This window comes from Paenibacillus sp. JCM 9796, from assembly GCF_055379675.1.
Map to the genome: position 1 here is coordinate 5,298,647 of NZ_AP043723.1, position 18,957 is coordinate 5,317,603.

Annotated in this window: 17 protein-coding genes and 2 pseudogenes; 13 read left to right on the plus strand and 6 right to left on the minus strand. The window is 49.6% G+C overall.

Going from position 1 to position 18,957, the window contains the following annotated elements; genetic code table 11:
* Positions 1-44: 44 nt before the first annotated feature.
* Complete coding sequence (locus ACZ439_RS25500) at positions 45-458, plus strand: AraC family transcriptional regulator (protein WP_054799494.1); 414 nt, start codon at positions 45-47, stop codon at positions 456-458.
* 148 nt (positions 459-606) lie between these two features.
* On the opposite strand, the gene csaA is transcribed toward ACZ439_RS25500, so the two are convergent.
* Together csaA and ACZ439_RS25510 are read right to left on the minus strand one after the other, a co-directional pair.
* Positions 607-936 carry a chaperone CsaA gene (csaA, locus tag ACZ439_RS25505; RefSeq protein ID WP_054796698.1) on the minus strand — a complete coding sequence of 110 codons (330 nt, stop codon included), beginning with the start codon at positions 934-936 and terminating at the stop codon, positions 607-609.
* Between the two features lie 33 nt (positions 937-969).
* Positions 970-1,522 (minus strand): annotated as a pseudogene (locus ACZ439_RS25510) (IS1595 family transposase); the annotation flags it as partial.
* 182 nt (positions 1,523-1,704) lie between these two features.
* On the opposite strand from ACZ439_RS25510, the gene ACZ439_RS25515 reads away from it, so the two are divergent.
* Together ACZ439_RS25515 and ACZ439_RS25520 are read left to right on the plus strand one after the other, a co-directional pair.
* Positions 1,705-2,715: a linear amide C-N hydrolase gene (locus ACZ439_RS25515; protein ID WP_164751687.1), complete on the plus strand. Its 1,011-nt coding sequence runs from the start codon at positions 1,705-1,707 to the stop codon at positions 2,713-2,715.
* 27 nt (positions 2,716-2,742) lie between these two features.
* Positions 2,743-2,928 (plus strand): annotated as a pseudogene (locus ACZ439_RS25520) (DinB family protein); the annotation flags it as partial.
* Positions 2,929-3,346: 418 nt separating this feature from the next.
* Here the strand turns inward: ACZ439_RS25520 and ACZ439_RS25525 are convergent.
* Positions 3,347-3,877, minus strand: a complete 531-nt coding sequence (locus ACZ439_RS25525; RefSeq protein WP_464620352.1) for a hypothetical protein — start codon at positions 3,875-3,877, stop codon at positions 3,347-3,349.
* 112 nt (positions 3,878-3,989) lie between these two features.
* The gene (locus ACZ439_RS25530) at positions 3,990-4,772 is read right to left on the minus strand and encodes a hypothetical protein (protein WP_054799492.1); all 783 of its coding nucleotides are present in this window, start codon (positions 4,770-4,772) and stop codon (positions 3,990-3,992) included.
* Positions 4,773-5,053: 281 nt separating this feature from the next.
* Here ACZ439_RS25530 and ACZ439_RS25535 point away from each other — a divergent pair, with 281 nt between their 5' ends.
* From ACZ439_RS25535 to ACZ439_RS25555, 5 genes are all read left to right on the plus strand, one after another.
* A complete protein-coding gene (locus ACZ439_RS25535; RefSeq protein ID WP_054799491.1) occupies positions 5,054-6,274 on the plus strand; it encodes an acyl-CoA dehydrogenase family protein in 1,221 nt (406 codons plus the stop codon).
* A gap of 29 nt (positions 6,275-6,303) precedes the next feature.
* Positions 6,304-6,654 carry a cupin domain-containing protein gene (locus ACZ439_RS25540; RefSeq protein ID WP_196426840.1) on the plus strand — a complete coding sequence of 117 codons (351 nt, stop codon included), beginning with the start codon at positions 6,304-6,306 and terminating at the stop codon, positions 6,652-6,654.
* Between the two features lie 195 nt (positions 6,655-6,849).
* Positions 6,850-7,836, plus strand: coding sequence for a heme-dependent oxidative N-demethylase family protein (locus tag ACZ439_RS25545; protein ID WP_054796692.1), 987 nt, complete (start codon positions 6,850-6,852; stop codon positions 7,834-7,836).
* A 117-nt stretch (positions 7,837-7,953) separates the two neighbouring features.
* Complete coding sequence (locus tag ACZ439_RS25550) at positions 7,954-8,667, plus strand: hypothetical protein (protein ID WP_464620353.1); 714 nt, start codon at positions 7,954-7,956, stop codon at positions 8,665-8,667.
* Positions 8,668-8,695: 28 nt separating this feature from the next.
* Positions 8,696-9,646 (plus strand): PDR/VanB family oxidoreductase, encoded by a 951-nt coding sequence (locus ACZ439_RS25555; RefSeq protein ID WP_372813731.1) that lies wholly within the window; start codon positions 8,696-8,698, stop codon positions 9,644-9,646.
* Positions 9,647-9,731: 85 nt separating this feature from the next.
* On the opposite strand, the gene ACZ439_RS25560 is transcribed toward ACZ439_RS25555, so the two are convergent.
* A complete protein-coding gene (locus ACZ439_RS25560; RefSeq protein WP_054796690.1) occupies positions 9,732-10,076 on the minus strand; it encodes a P-II family nitrogen regulator in 345 nt (114 codons plus the stop codon).
* 43 nt (positions 10,077-10,119) lie between these two features.
* Positions 10,120-11,418, minus strand: coding sequence for an ammonium transporter (locus tag ACZ439_RS25565; RefSeq protein ID WP_464621168.1), 1,299 nt, complete (start codon positions 11,416-11,418; stop codon positions 10,120-10,122).
* 480 nt (positions 11,419-11,898) lie between these two features.
* On the opposite strand from ACZ439_RS25565, the gene ACZ439_RS25570 reads away from it, so the two are divergent.
* From ACZ439_RS25570 to ACZ439_RS25590, 5 genes are all read left to right on the plus strand, one after another.
* Entirely contained in the window at positions 11,899-12,672 is a 774-nt protein-coding gene (locus ACZ439_RS25570; RefSeq protein WP_127604247.1) for an IclR family transcriptional regulator, read from the plus strand.
* A 241-nt stretch (positions 12,673-12,913) separates the two neighbouring features.
* Positions 12,914-14,848 carry a primary-amine oxidase gene (locus ACZ439_RS25575; protein WP_372813733.1) on the plus strand — a complete coding sequence of 645 codons (1,935 nt, stop codon included), beginning with the start codon at positions 12,914-12,916 and terminating at the stop codon, positions 14,846-14,848.
* 13 nt (positions 14,849-14,861) lie between these two features.
* Complete coding sequence (locus tag ACZ439_RS25580) at positions 14,862-15,224, plus strand: hypothetical protein (RefSeq protein WP_054796689.1); 363 nt, start codon at positions 14,862-14,864, stop codon at positions 15,222-15,224.
* Between the two features lie 151 nt (positions 15,225-15,375).
* Entirely contained in the window at positions 15,376-17,091 is a 1,716-nt protein-coding gene (locus ACZ439_RS25585; protein ID WP_464620354.1) for a stalk domain-containing protein, read from the plus strand.
* 24 nt (positions 17,092-17,115) lie between these two features.
* A complete protein-coding gene (locus ACZ439_RS25590; protein ID WP_054796686.1) occupies positions 17,116-18,876 on the plus strand; it encodes a stalk domain-containing protein in 1,761 nt (586 codons plus the stop codon).
* Positions 18,877-18,957: the final 81 nt, after the last annotated feature.

The window sequence follows — 18,957 nt, forward strand, 5'->3', positions numbered from 1 at the left end:
GTTGCTGCTGGAGGGATCTGCTATGATTTGGATAGTACGCTTGTTTGCAAAGGTTGAATACAAAGTCGGTCGTCGAGCGCGAATTTAAAAATGTGAACAAAGATGTCATCGTGGACTTTACGTATGCTTCTTTACCGGCAGTTACATTGACCGGACAGGAGATCCGGTTTAACCCCGAAACCGAGGAAGGGCTCGGGAGGGTGTCTGCATTTGTAGCCGGATTTGTGGGAAATTGGATAACGCCGAACGGAGTGGACCGCTTGTATAACGTGACGCTCAACAACTCCAGATTTCCGGAGGAGGACATCCGTTACTTTTCCGGTTTTTCGGCAGGCTCTTCGAACGAGCGGGAAAGCGGCGAGCTGGCTTTACTGGAGCTCCCCGCGTCCCAATATGCGGTTTTCCACTATAAAGAAGGCATGGGCAGCGTATTTCAGACCGCCATTCCGATTGTTTAAATGCCCGGCGCTGGCCGGGCTTTTTCTTTGGCTATGTTAAATTTTGTTGTTGATTTTGGGGGCCAAAAAGAAAACCGCCAACTGAAAAGGCGGTTAATCAACTATAGATATCCGTTTGTTGAATGAAAATCCATTACCGAATGTTCTTTTAGGCAATCGGTGTACCATTTTTAACTGGTTCATCTGGTTTTAATAGTACAACATCACCTTCCTCTGGAACACCTCCAATTACCAACACTTCAGATTCAAAACCAGCAATTCGCCTTACTGGAAAATTTACTATTGCGACCACTTGATTACCTATAAGTTGTTCTGGTTCATATCTTCTCGTTATTTGGGCAGAAGAGTGTTTGATACCGATTTCACCAAAATCAATTTCTAATTTTATTGCAGGTTTTCGTGCTTCTGGAAAAGGTTCTGCTTTAGTCACAGTACCTATACGGATATCTAACTTTAAAAAATCGTCAATTGTTGCCACGACGTGTATTCACTCCACCTTTTATAGATTACTTTACTTTAACTTTCTTACCCGTTTAATTGAGACAAAAGAAGTTTGTCGAAGTTTGGTGTCTGTCTCTTTTACAGTAAGCAGGCAAGAGGTGACCAACATATTTTTCTTATTCGACGTTGTGTTCTCATATTCCTTGCTGTCTAACTAGCGGAACCAAGCCAAATAATGTTGCAAATACTTGGTTGCAACACCATTAAAACGGTCGATCCAACGTTTCAAACGATTGTGATAGCTGGTTTACATTCTGAATGCGGTAAACTCCTTTAACACGTTGTTTTCCATCGGACTTAAAGCGGTAATGGTCTAAGCCTTTCGAATTCGCATAGGAACTAAATGCCCTCCACGAATCAGTACAAAGTACATTTGACTCAGTTAAATGACTGCCAATAGCCTCATCCAATTTCATTGTCCGAATTCGTTCACGCCCAAGTACGCCAGAAAAAGTCATCTTCTGACGGTCACGAGCAACCAACACACATATTTGGTCATTACTGATGCCACGATACTTAGCTTTGCCACCACGTTTACGAGGCTTGCGGTCAGATATATTCCGATATGATTATACCCATTATTGTAGAACGATTGTTCGTATATATCAAAAATCAACATTGAGAATTAACATAGCCTTTTCTTTTGAAAGGAATGAATTGCTGTAAAGAATGTCAAGAAGCGGGGAAAACGGAACGGTATACTGAAGTCAAATCAAATTGGCTTTGGAAGAAAAGGAGAGTAAACATGAGTACTGCTTGGCATATCTGTAAAGGCGAAACTAACTTCGTAGGCAAAAATCAAGATGTTATTTATGACGGGGTGTATATGTACACCAACCAGAGAGGGCTCGCCAAAACGGCATTCATCCTGCCGCCGGATCAGCCGGCATCTTGGGTGTCCATATATGGAAACTTGACCGTATCCCAAATCGGGAAGGAGTGCCCGAACGGCGGCATGAATGAGGAGGGACTCGTTGTCGAACAAACGACTCTATGGCAAGCCGCGTATCCGGCCCCGGATGAGAGGCCGGCGGTATCGGAGCTTCAATGGATTCAATATATGCTCGATACGTGTGCGACAGTTGGCGAAGTGCTGGAGGCAGCCTCCCGGGTTCGCATTGCCCAGAACCAATCGCATCTGCACTATATGGTGTGCGACAAGCGGGGAGACCGGGCGATCATCGAATTTCTGAATGGCGAAATGGCTGTGTACAAGGATGCCTCGCTTCCATGTCCCGTTATGGCTAATTCCCTGTACCAGGAAACGATTCGTACCAGGCATGAGCCGGCCGAGCAGGAGGAAGCGACCGGGGATTACGAAGCCAACTCCATGCACCGGTTCCGTAAGGCAGACCAATGGATTGCCAATAAGTTTGAGCTTCCGTCGATCAGCATCGAGGACGCATTCGAAGGGCTGCGGGAGATGCGCAGACCGGATACGGTGTTTAGTCTCGTGTACGATTTGAACCGAATGGAGATTCATTTTACGACAAGCCGTAATCCGGTATGTACAACCGTAAGAGTGACGGATTTCGACTATAGCGCCAGTTTGCCGGGCCATATACTTAACATGCAGCTTGTTCACGACCGTGGAAGCCGAATCGCTCACTTCGACCGTTACAGTGCAGCGGCTAACAAGCAGGCGGTCAGCGGCTTTTTTAAAGATCCGATTCTGACGGAGGTGTTCGGCTGGAGCATCACGGAAGAGATGATCGACTTTATCGCGACCTATCCGGACGCTTTCAAGAAAATATAGGGGAGGAATTAAAGGAGTCAAGCCCGCTATATAGATTTCATCCAGCATCTCGTGAATCACGGGACGTACCATCGAGGGAATGTCACCGCCATGCTCAGGCAGCTAGGACATCCTGGTACGGGTTGTAAAGCGTTGAGGCAAGAAACAGCCTGGACCTCATGTCCCAGGCAGTTTCTTGAGATTGACAAAGATCAGCTGTTCAGTAAAAATTAAGTATCAGACAGAAAAATAAGTTACTGGACGGTAAGTAACGGAGAACAATAGCTCAATTAACGATGCAGCCTGCCGCGGATCCAACCGGGCAGGCTGCACAATTTCCATGAGTTTACAAAGTCTAGATTAGAGTTACGAAAAATCAATACTGGAGGGGTCCATTGTGATTTAGAAATATTTTTGAAAACGAATAATATTTATGATCCAGAATTAAATCTTAACCATCCACCAAACAATAAATAACTCGATGATTACATATTTGTCGGATGGGTTTACTTTCGGCCCTTTTGCAATGCCCACAACACATTTCGCCCATGAAAAATCCCCTTTAAGTATAACGGTAAGAAATGATTCTTCTTACTGCCTACTTGAAGGGGATAATACCGGTTCAATCGCAGCCGGTTTTATTCATGCTACCCTAATCTATCTCGAATTGCACAAAGTCATTGGGGTTACTTCGTATACATGTACCTATGATTTTATGTGTTATCCATACGGCCTCGTGAAGGTTATCGAAAAGAGGTTTTACAAGAGACATCAATTCAGGATCATGATGTAGATCATTAGCTGAAACATCGAAATTTTCTAAACTCCTGGGGTGATTCCTTTTTTTAAGAATCTCTTCCAAACTCTCTAAGACATGCAGGGTGTTGCGATCACCGAAAAAACGCAACCCGCTTTTTAGCCCTGACCATCTCTCGGGTTGCGCCATAAAATAAGCACTCCACCAATAAAAATTAGCATCAGATTTCATGACGTGATTGTAATAAGCACGAAACACGAATAACGCTTTTTGTCCTCTTGATAGTTCTTTAAAAAGCCCTGTGCTGAAATCGTCTCCTCGAGTCTGGATTTCCTTATAAGCTTTGATGAGCGGCTCGACACAAGCAGTCCCGAGTGCCTCATCGTCTAATGCGTTGAATGCCTCTTGCCTCATTTTAACTAACAATATATGATCGCTCCTTCAACCCAATTATATATGAATTGGATAGAAAGAGGCAAGAATTGCATTGTCTACGGAATCAAGCAACGGGAAACGAAACGCAGTTTATCTTTGCCGGCTACATGAGGGCTATATAACGACGGGTAACCCCGCTTGCCAAAGTGGAAGTTGTTAGCATACGGATGGCCTCGTCGAAGGGAATACGGCGATAAGTCTCGGCTGCACGTCCGCCCTCCATTAACGCATCACGTTTCGCGCACAGCTGCTCGCGCTGCTCGGTGGTCAAGCTTTCGGAACTGTTGATCGAGGCGATGACAACCTGTTCGGCAGCCAAACAGCTTCGTATGAGGACATCGGCCCGGCGGGTTCGGCCGGTCGAAGAATACGCCACAGCGGATAGGATGCGCTGTTCGGCGCTGCTCACCGTTTCTTGAAGAAACGTTGCCGCCGACGGATTTATTTGATCCTCACGAATGGCCTCATACAGGGTAACGGCTGTTACGGGCGGGGTGTCCGGAACGAGCAGACGGGTTATTGCGCGATCGTTAATCGCTTCCAGAATTTGCTCGGGATCGTCGATAACCTCGACTTCCTTGTGCGGCGGCCATATATCCATCCAATAATGATCCATATGCCTCTGACCGACATGAAACACGTAGAACTCCGGATAAATCCTTAACTTACCGGGGGTATTGCCAAGCTTAGGCCGATAAAAGTCATAGACTTTGGCCATCGCCGCCATGATCAAAGCGCTGGCGCCAATACCTCCTCCGGACTCGCGAACCACGATGCCTACACGATCATGGGGCTTCATCCCGGGGAAGATGTCCTCAAGGGTTGCAGGCTGACCGTCAATGACGAAATCAAAATCGGCAGAACTGATCATAACGGTAGTATGCATGCGGCGATCGCTCCTTTTTATCCCATCTTGCAGTTATTTTATCCGGATGGCTTGACTTGCGGTAGGCCGTTTTATGAATAAATGAGAAACATGGAAAAAAATCAATGGTTCGGGAAATGAGTTATGTATATGTAATGGATAGTAACATTAAAAGATGAATCTGCAAAAAAGTTACGATATTATCAATAGTTGGGAAAGGAAGATATCTACAAACTCAAATTCATGAAATAATCATGTCATGTAAGATGACAAAAAATAACTTTGATGAGGGAGTGGATGGTGTGGCGGTCGATAAAGCAATCGATGATAGTCTGCTGATGAAAATTCCTGCATGGTGGAACTGTTTGCCCGGGTTTGAGCAAATGCATGCCGAAGCCAAGCTGATCGGCGAACAAGTTCTTCGGCCCAATGCCGACATCTCCGATCGGGAAGGGGTCTATCCCAGAGTCAGCCTGCAAGCCATTGCCGATGCGGGGTTTGGCGCCGTTACCGTACCGGAAGAATATGGCGGACTTGGGGCCGGTTGCACCGGATTTGCGGTATTGGCCGAAACTTTCGCCCAGTACTGCGGTTCAACTACGATGGTTTGGGTGATGCATACGGCCGCCGTTCAGACGCTGTTTATGGCTGGATCGCACGAACAACGGCTTCGCTTCATTCCGAAGGTTGTACGGGGAGCCGTCGGAGGTCTGGCATTTAGCGAACCGGCCACCGGAAGTCACTTTTGGAATGTGGTAAGTAAAGCGCCCCGTAGTGGCGAAGGATATATGCTGAACGCGGACAAATCCTTTGTGACAAGTGCGGGCGAAGCGGATTGGTACATTGTGGAGACGAATTCGCCGGAAAGCGCCAAGGCCGACAAGCTGATGTTTCTGATTGTGGAGAAAGGTCAGGACGGTGTGGAGGCCTTCCCGTTCGATGCACTCGGCTTAAGGGGGAACAATAGCGGTCCGATGAAATTCAAGGATGTGTTCGTTCCGGCTTCTAATCGTCTGGGAGAAGAGGGCGGTGCCGGTTACTGGAACGACATAGTCATCGATCCGTTCTTCCTGCTAGGATCAAGCGCCTGCTGGGTAGGGATTGCCCAGGGAGCCATCAGCGCTGCGGTCGAACAAGCGAAAAGAAAAGTTCATGCGGATACCGGTAAATCGGTGGCCGGTTACCAAGTGATTCGACATGAGATGGCTAAAGCGCAAATTCTCGTAGACAGTGCAAGAAGCATGTTGTACCGGGTCGCTGACAAGCTGGATCAGGCGGCGCTAAAGGGAGAAACGCTGGATTCCTGCCTGTACCCGCTATGGGAGCTGAAGACGCATGCAGCGGATATCGTCATTGACGTTACGAACAAGGCTTTGCAAATTTCCGGAGGTCGCGGTTACTTGCGCGGGAATGTAGAAAGGTTTATGAGAGACGGAAGAGCGGGCGCTATAATGGGGCCTACGAATGAAGTTTTGCGTGAATGGATCGGGAGAACATTAATCGGCGTACCGTGGCTGGAATAGTACAAACCATCTACTAGGAGGAATTGACCATGGCAATGAAAGTTGTGAAAGAAGCGATCAAAAGCGAGAAGCCTTCAATGGGAGTACCGGATACGAAAGCATTTCTTGTGGATACCCTAACGTCCGCTAACCCTGAAAAAACAATTACGAGCGGATTTTTCCGGATGGAAAAGTCCAAGCCGCTTTCCTATACCTATACGTACGATGAAATGAAAATTATTGTTGAAGGCGAGATTTGGATTACGGATGAAACGGAAAGGACAGTGAAGGGCATTCCGGGCGATGTGTTTTATTTTGAAAAAGGCAGCGAGATTACCTTCGACTCACCCGACTATGGAATCGGATTTTTCGTAGGGCTGCGCAAGGTTGGGGAGGCGTAATCACACAAAAGAAGATTTGATGCGGATGACGATCTATCTGACGGACTCTGCCCAATCTTATGCCGCGGATAGATCGTCGTGCGCGATGATCAGGGGGGACATGATCAACAGGCCCCGGCCATTCAAAGAACGCCTAGGCATTCTTGGGTGAACGGCGCCTGTTATTTGTCATCACTAACATTGGAGGAATAAGGCATGGATCAAATGATGGATATATCCGAAAGCAGACAGATGAACAACTGGCAGCTATTGGAAAGGTTTCCTTTTCCGTTTCAAGGGGACTCCTATCGGTACTCGAACAATTCCCGGGCATTAGTGCCCCCGATTTGCACGGACATTACGCTTGAGTATGTGGAGGAAGTGCTCGAGAAGAGGCGGCTTCTGGAGCGTTATCCCGAACGGACCTTCCAGTCGTTTGCTCATACACTGAATGCCCAGTGGGAAATTCTAGATATGCTGATGCATGAGCTTTCCGGTGTCTATGCCGATTATTTCAGTTTGGATAAACAAGGCGATCGATGGACATTTCGCAATCATTTGTTAAATGAAGAGCAGGCGTTCACCTTCGGCGACGTCTCCACGCTTCCGTGTGAGCCGCTCGATTTCATTGGGCGTCACATGCAGGAGGATTTGATTTATTTGCAGCAGCGGGACGGCGATTTATATATGGATGCCGGGCAATTGTGCTTTCCTGCGAATTGGTCTCTCGCTTTCGATCTGGGGATGACCTATCTGCAATTTCATTCGCCGGTTCCCATCTATTCGGACAGCGGCCTTGCGGAAAAGGTGCGCGGATTTCTTCTGAGAATGGAGGCCGGCAAGCCGTGGACGCGGTTAAACTGGACGATTAACGTCGGAACCCGGCTGGATACTTCTCCGGAGGCGTTTGGAGAGTGGGGGCGCGGTAAATTTGACTTGAATGCGGAAAATGTAGGCCGTGAGGTTCATCTTCGGACGGAGGATCAGCGATTATTCCGTATTCCAGGCAGCAATGGCATTTTATTCAGCATTCATACCCATCTGCTTCCGCTTGAGATGTTAGTGCAGAACCCGGACTGGGCACAAAGGTTTTATAAGGTCTTGGAGGATCTTCCGGACCCTATTGCCGAATACAAGGGATTTATATCCTATAAACCGTTGATGCTTGAATACTTGCGGACATTCGCAGGGGCTGAGGGATAAGATCGGGAGGTTTTCAAGGTGGAAACGGGTTATCATATCTTGCAGCCGGGAACGATTAGGTCCTCACCGTATGTTTAATTCACCGCTGAATTGACTCATGGGGAACTGGAGGCTCCGGTGGGTGTGGTTCGGGGTCTGCGGCTCCATAATGTGCGGATCGATCAAGAGGCTTCATTTGTCCGTTTAAGCACCGGGACAGGCGTTCAGGTAAGGCTGTATGTGGATCTGAACGATTGCCCGGATCAACAGACGACCGAGCTGCTGCGCGAATCACATTCGGGAGAGATTCGTTTAGATCCGCCGGCGCGGAAGATTTTCGTGAATTTGCATAAACATAAGTATATTTTGTTTGTCGATGAGAAGGGTATTCTTGGCTCCATCCCCCTATTACTGCTGTTGGCCAAACAGGGCATTCAAACGGAAGTATACTATGTTCAGAGCTATGCAAAGGATTCACCCAAGACGCTTAAGAGGTACGCCAAAAGTCTGGACATTCCGGTCCGTATCATTCGGGAGTGGAAGAGACCGTCCTTATCCTTATTGCTGGCTGAGCGGACGATTGACACCCAGCTCGTCGTGATTTGCCGCTGGCCCTTGTACAATAATTTGGTCAAGCTGGCGAGGGAATTAGGGTTTGCGAAGGAAGATATCGAAGGATATGATAACGGCGACAAAGAAGAAAGCGTGTTTTGCGTACGTTGCTACAAGCTACAGAGAAAGCCTGTCGAATCGGAGACCTCTTGCTTGCATTGCGGGGCCTCTCTTTCGATTTCCAATCATTATTCAGAGCGGTTAGAGGCTTATCTGGGTTATGTTCTGTGTAAGGAATAAGAGTGATCGTATAAGGAGGCGGGTAGGCTTGCAGAACCCGAGGCTAAAGGTAACCGTAGCTGAAATCGTCCAGGAGACGCCTGTGGTCAAAAGCTTTAAGCTGGTCGGCGCTCGCGGGAGGCTTCCGCGTTTCTCAGGCGGTGCGCATATTACGACGTATTTTACCGTGAATGCCGAAACCATGGAACGCCACTATTCCCTGGTTGGCAACCCTCAGCGGGATGATTATTATACGATAGCGATTCGGCGCAGTGAAACCTCGCGTGGCGGCTCCGTGCACTGGCATGACCAAATTCGAACCGGCGATGAAATCGAAATCAGTTATCCTAAGAATCACCTGCCTGTAAGCTTTGAAGCGAAGCATCATGTATTCATAGCCGCCGGAATCGGCATCACGCCTTTCATGGCCATGATGTCGGAGCTTGCGGCGTCCGGCAAGTCCTTTGAGCTGCATGATGCGGCCGCTTCCGAGGCGTATTGCCCTTTCTATGAAGAAATCCGCAAGAGGTACGGAGAACGGGCCAAATTTTACTTCTCCGGCAAACAGCAGCGTCTGCCCGTCGCCGTCATGTGGAAGCAGCCGATCGGAACGCATGTGTATTTCTGCGGACCGGAGGAGATGATTTCGCAGTTCAGACAAGCGGCGATTCATTATGGTTACCCGGCATCCAATATCCACTATGAGCTGTTTAGTCCGCCTAATGTGGGCCCGAGCTATCCGTTTCAAGCCGTTCTTGCGAAAAGCAACGTCACGTTACAGGTGCCGGAAAGCAAGAGCTTGCTTGAGGTGATGCTGGAGCAAGGGATCGCCGCCGCCTACTCCTGCAAAATCGGCGGCTGCGGAAGCTGTGAGATTGAGGTGGAGGACGGGGAAGTGGATCATCGCGATTTCTTTCTTTCGGAGCAGGAAAAAAAGACTCGCAAGGTGATGATCCCATGCATCTCCCGCGCCAAGAGCCCGTTGATTATTAATCTGTAGATGCTTAAGATACGTGTTACGGGAACGACGATCAGCATAAAAAAGAGCCGTCAGGGATCATCATCCCGGGCGGCTCCTCTCTTGGCTATTGGTCCAATGCTTCCTGGCCGTGCTGGCCGGTACGGATACGGATGACGTCGAGCACTTCCGTGACGAAGATTTTTCCGTCGCCGACTTGACCCGTTTTTGACGCATCGATGATGATTTCAATGGCTTTCTCATAAATCGCGTCGTTAACAACCGTTTCAATTTTACATTTCGTGACAAAGTCTGTTTGGTACTCGACGCCCCGGTAAATGGTTTTCACACCCTTCTGGATGCCGTGGCCCCGGACATCGCTGATGGTCATGCCGGTTACGCCGATCGTATACAAGGCAGCCGTAATATTGCTGATTTTCTCCGGCCTTACAATAATGGTCAGCAGCTTCATCGGATCTAGCTCCCTTCAACATGGTATGCGCGGACCTTGCTGTTTAATAGGTTTGGGTGATCGGACTTTTCTCGATTTCGAATGAGGCAAACGATGGCGCTGCCATTTCGCTTCTTCCGGATTCAAGCTCATTGTAAGCGTGCTCGCCATGGTGGCTTATATCGAGACCCGCCTCTTCCTCTTCGGCAGGGACGCGAAGCGTTGTGAATAGTTGAATCGTCTTCAGGATGACGAGGGTTCCGGCCGCCGCCCAACCAATGGCTATGAGGATATCGATGGCTTGAATGACAAGCTGGCTGGGATTGCCGTACAGCAGGCCGTTGTTCCCCGCCGGGTTCACTTCCTTGCTGGCGAACACTCCGGTGAGGAGCGCACCCCATATGCCGCCGACGCCGTGAATGCCGAATACGTCGAGTGCGTCATCGTATTTGAATTTGGCCTTGAGTGTGTTGACGGCCCAATAGCATACGAAGCTGGCGCTGCCGCCAATCGCCATAGCGGATAATACGGATACGAATCCGGCTGCCGGGGTGATGGCAACAAGGCCGGCTATGATCCCGGTAACCGTTCCGACTAGCGTAGGTTTCTTATGGAAGATCCACTCGATAAGCGCCCAGCCGGCACCTCCGGCACATGCGGCCATATGAGTGTTGGCGAAGGCGAGAGTAGCCAAGCCTCCGGCGGCAAGCGCGCTTCCGCCGTTGAAGCCCATCCATCCGAACCAGAGGCACATGGCGCCTATGAAGAAGAAGACAATATTATGGGGAGGGAGCGTTTTGCCGGGAAACAATTTTCTCGGACCGAGCACGATGGCCGCTGTTATGGCGCTCACGCCTGAAAGGATATGTACGACGGTGCCTCCTGCAAAATCAAGTCCGCCTAATTTGAATAACCATCCGCCTCCCCAAACCCAATGCGCGAAGGGCGTATAAATGAAGGTAACCCAGAAGATGGAGAAGACGATCCATACGGAAAATTTGATTCTCTCGGCAACCGCCCCGGAGATGAGCGCGACCGTAATGGCCGCAAATAAAGCCTGGAATATAGCGAATATAAGATGGGGGAATGTGAGCGTGCTGAACGGATCCATGCCCACCCCCTCGAAGAACAGAAAGTCAAGTCCGCCGATGATTCCGAATTGGTCGGTGCCGAACGTCAGCGTGTGACCCCACAATACCCATACGATGCTGACGACAATCAGGCTGCCCGTGCTCTGCATGATGGTGGAAAGAACGTTCTTGCGGCTAAGCAAACCACTGTAGAAAAGAGCTAGTCCGGGGAGGAACATGAACAGAACAACAGTCGTCGCGACGAGAAGCCAAGCCGTATCTCCGGTATCTATCTTGGGCGGCTCCGATTGGGCGAAAGCCGTCATGGGAAAGCTAAAGCACAGCATACACAGCATACTGATTCGCATAAATATGGATTTAAACATCTGTGGCATCGTATAACCCCTCCTGGATAATGATTCAATTTTGGCCCCTTGCATAGTACTCACTCCCTCCTTAATATCATGTCATTATTAATAACGTTATAATGACATGTGATTTTGCGGTTTAATAGTTATTCATCCCAGAATGTGGTATCATGTCTAAAAAAATAAAAATAACCCATAAATATAACATTAATGTTACATTGAATAAGCTGCGGCAGCATGGTTTCCTTTTGACACCAGGGCACTTAAAAGTGTGTTCTTGCTCTTTGCTAGCCTTATAAGTACCATATAAATACAATGATTAACCAGAAATACCAAATTTATGGTCTGGGAGGTATGTTGCTGATTGTGTAAGGAAACATCACATTATGACTTGGGGTGAGATCTATGTGCGGAGTCATTTCAAAAGCTATTCAAATTTTGGATGTCCTTGTTCCGCAAGGCAGCGAAAAGGAAATGAGTGTCACGGAAATCAGCAGGGAGCTCGGTATGCCGGTGCAAAGTGTCCATAGAATTCTCAATTCGTTGTCCAGACATGGATTTGTTGCCCAGAACAAAAAAACGAAAAAGTACAAGTTAGGTTTATGTGTGATGAAATACGGCTTTCTCATGTGGGACAGCTTAATGCTCAGATCTTTGGCGAGGCCCTTTATGGAGGAGCTTTCGCAAAAAACGAAAGAATCAGTTTATCTCGCGACCCGAGAAAATACGGAAGGGGTTTATATCGATTCTATCGATTCCCCGCAGATGCTCAAAATATCCGAGCCGATCGGGCTAAGGCTGCCTCTGTTCGTTGGGGCGTCCAACCGCGTCATCCTTGCTTATCTGTCCAAAAAAGTACAGGATACGCTGCTGATGAATGTAGATTGGGATAAAACTCCTTCATTAATCCGGTTATCCGCAGACTATATCATGAAAGATTTGGAGGTCATTCGCGCTCGCGGTTATGCCATGACCTCTGGCGAGGCAACCGAGGGGACGACAGGAATTGGCGCCCCCATCTTCTCGTTTGAGAACACCGTAATCGGTTCGCTGAATGTAGCGGGTCCTTCGCTGCGGTTTACGCCCGAGAAAATCGAGACCTATGCGTATCAAGTGAAAAAATATGCCGATTTGATATCTAAAGAGCTGGGCTACAGAAACAAATACAGATGGAGTTAATCAACCTCATTCATCAAACAGGATGGATCAACCTGACGGAAGATTTTGGCTTGTTTTTTTTGTGCGCGCCTGCTTTTCCCAAATCGTGAGAAAATGCGAAAATTCATTTGAGGTATTCCATTATTCGGGAAAAGCAGCTAAACATGGTTATCTTTATGTTATATGATCGTTACATAACTTAACACACTTCATGAGCATTGGTGTTCAAAGTTGACATTTTAAAGAGAGAGGGAGAGCTTACATGGCTGAAACTATCGTTAAACATCCTCTGGAGCCGCTTAGCAAGGAAGAAATTCAGGCGGCAGTCTCCATCGTGAAAGTGCAGAAGCAATTGGGAGCCTATGACCGTTTCGTCTCGATCGAGCTCAAAGAGCCGAAGAAGGAAAAGGTACAAAGCTTTGATGGCACCCAGTCCATTCCGCGTGAAGCCTTTATTATCCTCTTGAACAATCGAGCGGGCGCTTGTTATGAAGCGGTTGTTTCCCTTAACGAGGGGAAGGTGACTTCTTGGGAACTGATTCCGGGCGTTCAGCCGATGATTATGCTGGATGAACATATCGAGTGCGAAAAAATTGTACAGGAGAGCCCCGAATTCCATGAAGCGTTGAAGCGTCTAGGCATTGAAGATCCCGGTTTGGTTATGGTCGATCTCTGGTCGGCTGGCAACTTCGGCACCGAAGAGGACTCGACCGTTCGTCTGGCGCGTCCGCTGTGCTTTCTTCGCAGCGACGCGAAGGATAACGGCTATGCCCGCCCGCTTCCGCTCGTACCCATTGTAGATCTGAACAAGATGGAAATATTGCGTGTCGAGGAATACCAATATACGAGAATCCCCGCCGAGGCATCCAATTACACGCCGGACCGTGTAGGCCCGCTGCGCACCGGTATCAAGCCCGTTGAAATTACACAGCCGGAAGGACCGAGCTTTACGGTGAACGGCCATGAGGTCGAATGGCAGAACTGGAGTTTCCGCATCGGCTTCAATCCCCGTGAAGGTCTGACGATCCATAACGTTTCCTACGAGGATCAAGGACGTAAGCGTCCCGTTATGTACCGTGGCGCTCTGTCGGAGATGGTCGTGCCATATGGTGATCCCGGCGCGATCCAAAACCGTAAAAACGCATTTGACAGCGGTGAATACGGTATCGGTCAGCTTGCGAACAGTCTGGAGCTAGGCTGCGATTGCGTAGGGTATATTAAATATTTCGATGCTCCGATGACCAACAGCAAGGGCGAGCTGGTCACTATCAAAAATGCGATTTGCATGCATGAGGAGGACTTCGGCATTTTGTGGAAGCATACGGACTGGAGATCCAACGATGTCGAGGTGAGACGTTCCCGCCGTCTGGTCGTTTCTTCCATCTCCACGGTTGCCAATTATGAATACGGGTTCTTCTGGTATTTTTACCAAGACGGCAATATCCAGTTCGAAGTGAAGCTGACGGGCATTTTGTCAACGGCGGGTTTACATCCGGGCGAAACTTCGAAATATGGCACGATGGTAGGGCCGGATCTCTATGCGCCGAATCACCAGCATTTCTTTAACGTGAGAATGGATATGCAAATAGACGGCAACGAAAATTCCGTATACGAAGTCAATGTGCTCGCGGAGGAATTGGGCGGGGACAACCCGCGAGAGAATGCATTCTACGCCAAATCCACGCTTCTTGAAACCGAGCTGCAGGCAAGAAGGAAGCTCAAGCTGGAAACGGCAAGGTATTGGAAAATCGTCAATGACAATGTGAAGAACAGCTTGGGTCAATCGGTCGGATACAAGCTGGTGACGGGCGAGAACTGCTTCCCGTTCGCCTCGGAGCAGTCCAGTTTGCTTAAGCGTGCGGGGTTCATCAAGCAGCACCTATGGGTCACGCCGTATAACGAAAAAGAAATGTACGCCTCCGGCAATTATCCGAACCAGAATATCGGCGGAGAAGGACTGGAAGCTTGGACCGCACAGGACCGCCCGGTCAGCAATACCGACATTGTGGTCTGGTATACGATGGGTCACACCCATGTGCCTCGTCCGGAGGACTGGCCTGTCATGCCGGCGGCTTATATCGGCTTTATGCTGAAGCCGGTCAGCTTCTTTGACCGCAGTCCGGCAATCAACCTGCCGCCGTCCCCGAAGAAAAATTATTGCAGCAGCTCGGTCAAAGCGAACGGCTGTCAAAGCTAAGGAGTGATTCGTGATGATGCAGAAATTAAGACATATGGGGACAGAAATGAAATATGCGATGGTGTCTACGCTTTCGGTGCTTCTCGTCTTGGCGCTGCATCTCGTTCACTGGTTATCCGCCCCGCTGCTGATGGGAGCCATGGAAATGCACGAACACCATCATGGCTTGAACCATGATGCTTCCGGCTATATGGAAATGTTCACCGTAGTGCTGCTTATTGCCAATGGAGCGGGCATGTACTTCGCCCTCCGGCAATTGGCGTTGGCATTGAAACAAAGAAAGCGCGGATGGCATCATGATGCATGCACGGTGATTTCGCTTGGAGTCCTGGTCATGGGCGTCTATACGATCACGACGGTTTCATGGCCGTTATAGCTGGAATAATTTCCACCGCTGAGCAATCAGCCAAGACTTGGGAGCACATTCCCGGGACTTGGCTGTTTATTATTTTCGGATGATTTTTCGCCCGAATCGTGCTACATTAAGGTTTACAAAGTTTTCATTCGATGGAAGGAGACATTGGCTCTTGAAGAAGAAACACGTACTTTCTTTTACCCTGCTCGCAGCGCTTTTGGCGGCCCAGGAGCATACGGCGTCAGCACAAGTATCCGGCACCAAGCTGCATTTGCAGTTGCAGGACAAGCAATTATCCGCGACAGTCAACGGCTCTGCCGTATCTTTAGAGACAGCGGCTCAAATTGTGGACGGAAGCTTCTACATACCGATTCGTTGGGCTGCCCAGCAGCTTGGACTGGAGATGAAGTGGAACGAGGAACGAAAGACGGCAGGACTTACCACGCCAAGCGCCTATTTGGAGTGGGATTTGGTGCGCCAAACGGTCAGTGTCAACGGAGCATCGACGCCTTTGAAGGAGACGTCCTTTATGGATGAAGGGGCACTGCTGGTAAAGCTGAGCTGGATCGCGCCCTACTTACAGGTGCAATATGCATTTCAACCGAATCCTGGCCGAGTGGACTTAGCCTACATACAGCCCTTTGATACCGCCTATCGTGAGTCCCGCTACTCCGAGGACACCCAGCCGAATTCGCGTCCCATCGCTATTTTTGTTACCGACAAGCCGTCGTACCGGCTCGGTGAGCCGATCACTTATATAGATTTGAGCTATGACCCCGATGCCGAAGGGCTTCCGGAATATCGATGGTCCGGCAACAAGATGGCCTTCTTTGAACCGGGGACCTACTCGGTTTCCTTGCAGGTGCGTGATGGGAACGGGAATTGGAGCGAGCCTGAGGTTCAGAGCGTGAAGGTGACGGATGAACCCTACTTAAGCAAATCGGAATTTCCTTGGTATACCCAACCGGCCGGCACCGTAATCAAGGACGAATCCGAACAATGGAATCGCGCGCTTTCTAGCGCTCCTCAGCTTTCTGCTATTGTGAAGAGGTCCACGGAGAGAAAGCGAATGAGCAGCGGGGAAAACCGGGTGATCCGACATACAGGGCTCATTGGGCAGCAATCCGTGAACGGCAAAGCTCGCCTATTTATGCATCACAGCAATGGGATGGCGGAAAAGATGCAGTTTGCAGCTGTCATCCATAATCCGGATCAGAGCAAGACTCGAACGGTACATATCACGCGTGAAGGACTGCTTCAGCCGACCCTCTTGCATCAGGCGAATGCGAGAGAAGCGGCGGTCAATTATATGACCCAGCCGGCCTTGGAGGAAAGCATCGAGGTGAAGCCGGGGGAGACGGCGGTTTTAAAGCAAGTTACGCTTGAGCCTGGGCAAGGCTTTGCAGCGATTCAGGACATCGAGGCGGATGGCCAGGCAGTAATCGGCTTTGTCGCAGCCAAGGAGAGCGAAACGATGAAGCCCTATGGCTCCAATTCCGCAACAAGTGTCGTCGAGGCCGTTTATGATGCTGCTGCCGACATTCGCTTCGACGCGGATATCGATAGGAAGAGTTTGCCGGTGTTGTCCAAATGGACGCTGGACACTCCCCAAACCTCCGATAGAGGTACGGTGTATGCCATGCACTTCTATCATCCGCATCAGGCCGTCATTGCATTTCGTGCGAAGGAAGGCTATGTCAACGGCATCGTAAGAGTCAATGGCCAAGTGCTGGCTTTGCCCCAAGGAGGCTTGACGGATCAGGATGGCGCCTTCGTGGTCTACAGAGCGGAGGGATGGGAGTCCGAAGTACATATCGATTGGTTGGCCGCCCCTGGAAGCACGTCTCCGGTCGAGTGGATCTTCTATCCTTTAGAAGAAAAGAAGTAATCATAGAAAGGATTTCATACGCTGATGCAACCATTACGTCAACTCTTGCTGTCACTTTCGGCGGTCTTCGCTTTAGGGGTCGTGAGCGGACAGGCCGCGGCTGCCCCGGAGGATAGCCACTTGTTACTCTATCCCGGCAATACGGCAGTCTATATCAACGGGTCGAAAACACAAACCCAAGTCGCAACGCTTGAACTGAACGGAAGGTACTACTTGCCCGCTGCGGAACTGACCGGCTGGTTCGGTATTCCTGTCAAGTGGGATGAAGGGAAGCAGGCGGTGCAAATCACGACGCCGAAGGCGTTTCTGGAGTACTCGCTTGCCGACCGGACGGTCCTTGACAACGGTGCAAGCCGCAATTGGGGTACCGATGCTGATCTTCAGGGAGATAGGCTGTACCTTGAATTGACCTCGCTGCAGCCCTATATTTCTTTTCAAGCCAAGGTCGATCAGGAGCTGAAACGAGTCGAACTGCGCTATGTAAAGCCGGAGGCGAACCGGACGCTGTTTACGAACGACGCGGCGCCAAACATCAAGCCTGTTGCCAAGTTCACCGTGGACAAGGAATCGTACCGGATCGGCGAACCGATACAATACAGCAATCTCAGCTACGATCCGAAGGGAACGGAACTCACGGACATCAATTGGATCGGTAATGCGCGTACGATTTTCACGCCGGGCCTGTACAAGGTGTCTCTCACGGTAAAAGACAGCCTCGGCAATGTCAGCGATACGTATTCCCGCAATATTCTCGTCAAGGACGAGCCTTACTTAGATGCGTTTGAGCACAAGGTCTATTACGAGCCTGTTGGCACCTACGTCCGAGAGGAAGAAGCGGTGCTTCGCAAATATTTGCGCGGAATCCCGCAGATTCCCAAACAAGAGCGGAAGCCTGCGGACCGTCCTCTGATTGTGAGCGATAGTCCGGAGACGTTTACGGAGAAGGGCATTTTGTACCAGGAGAAAGTAAACGGGAAAGCCCGGCTGTATGCAACCCATGTCAACGGTATGGATCGAAAAATGAAATTTGCCATCCTTGTACGAAATAGCGATCCGACCCGCAGCGTTACGATCAAGACGACCAATCAAGGGGAAGTGTACCCTTCGATCTACGCCAACCTGATGGGGAATGAACCGACGATTGAGTTTCTGCAGGGGAAGAGGGCTGAGCAAACGATGGTGCTTAGGCCGAACGAAACGGCTTATTATAAAGCCATGCCTGATTTCTACCCGGGACAAGGGATAAATGTGCTGTATGATGTGGAAACGGATGGAGAGGTGATCTTTTCCTTCGTAGCGATGGAGCAGGAGGATGAGCTCGATACGATCGGCTTATTCCCAAGATTGGCTTACAAAGGGAATGTACGAGGGACGTTCAGCGGTTCGGAAGTTCAATGGAACATCGATGCTTCCTCGATCAAGAGTCCTTCCAGCTTCGCGATCGGCGACGGCACGTCGGATCAATTTGTGACCGGAACGGATTTCTTCAGTAAAGAGCCGGCGCTCAATCTGGGCAACTACGGTGTGGTATACAAAATCCATATCAAGGCTCCGCCGAAAATGTCCGTGCTGATTCTCCCGCGCGGCGGCGTGTTTAAAGGGCCATTCCTGGTGAATCAAAAAATCGTGCAAAGCCCGCCGTCGGGAGTCATGATGGATTATCAGGGGTATACGATCATTGCCAGGACGAACGGGACCGAGCCGTCACTGGACCTGGAATTTTCTCCGGCCTCGGGATCGGCATTCCCGATCGACGTCATTTTTTATCCGCTCAATCGTAAATAGAACAAAGTACCCGCCTCTACACGGTGATCGCTCTTTATGACCGGTCTCGTGTAGAGGCTTTTGTATTGGCATGAATCGTGT

Bases quoted from the DNA above. Each gene is read 5' to 3' on its own strand.
- ACZ439_RS25515 (WP_164751687.1), top strand. From the start codon at position 1,705: ATGAGTACTGCTTGGCATATCTGTAAAGGCGAAACTAACTTCGTAGGC.
- ACZ439_RS25530 (WP_054799492.1), bottom strand. From the start codon at position 4,772: ATGCATACTACCGTTATGATCAGTTCTGCCGATTTTGATTTCGTCATT.
- ACZ439_RS25540 (WP_196426840.1), top strand. From the start codon at position 6,304: ATGGCAATGAAAGTTGTGAAAGAAGCGATCAAAAGCGAGAAGCCTTCA.
- ACZ439_RS25545 (WP_054796692.1), top strand. From the start codon at position 6,850: ATGGATCAAATGATGGATATATCCGAAAGCAGACAGATGAACAACTGG.
- ACZ439_RS25560 (WP_054796690.1), bottom strand. From the start codon at position 10,076: ATGAAGCTGCTGACCATTATTGTAAGGCCGGAGAAAATCAGCAATATT.
- ACZ439_RS25570 (WP_127604247.1), top strand. From the start codon at position 11,899: ATGTGCGGAGTCATTTCAAAAGCTATTCAAATTTTGGATGTCCTTGTT.
- ACZ439_RS25575 (WP_372813733.1), top strand. From the start codon at position 12,914: ATGGCTGAAACTATCGTTAAACATCCTCTGGAGCCGCTTAGCAAGGAA.
- ACZ439_RS25580 (WP_054796689.1), top strand. From the start codon at position 14,862: ATGATGCAGAAATTAAGACATATGGGGACAGAAATGAAATATGCGATG.
- ACZ439_RS25590 (WP_054796686.1), top strand. From the start codon at position 17,116: ATGCAACCATTACGTCAACTCTTGCTGTCACTTTCGGCGGTCTTCGCT.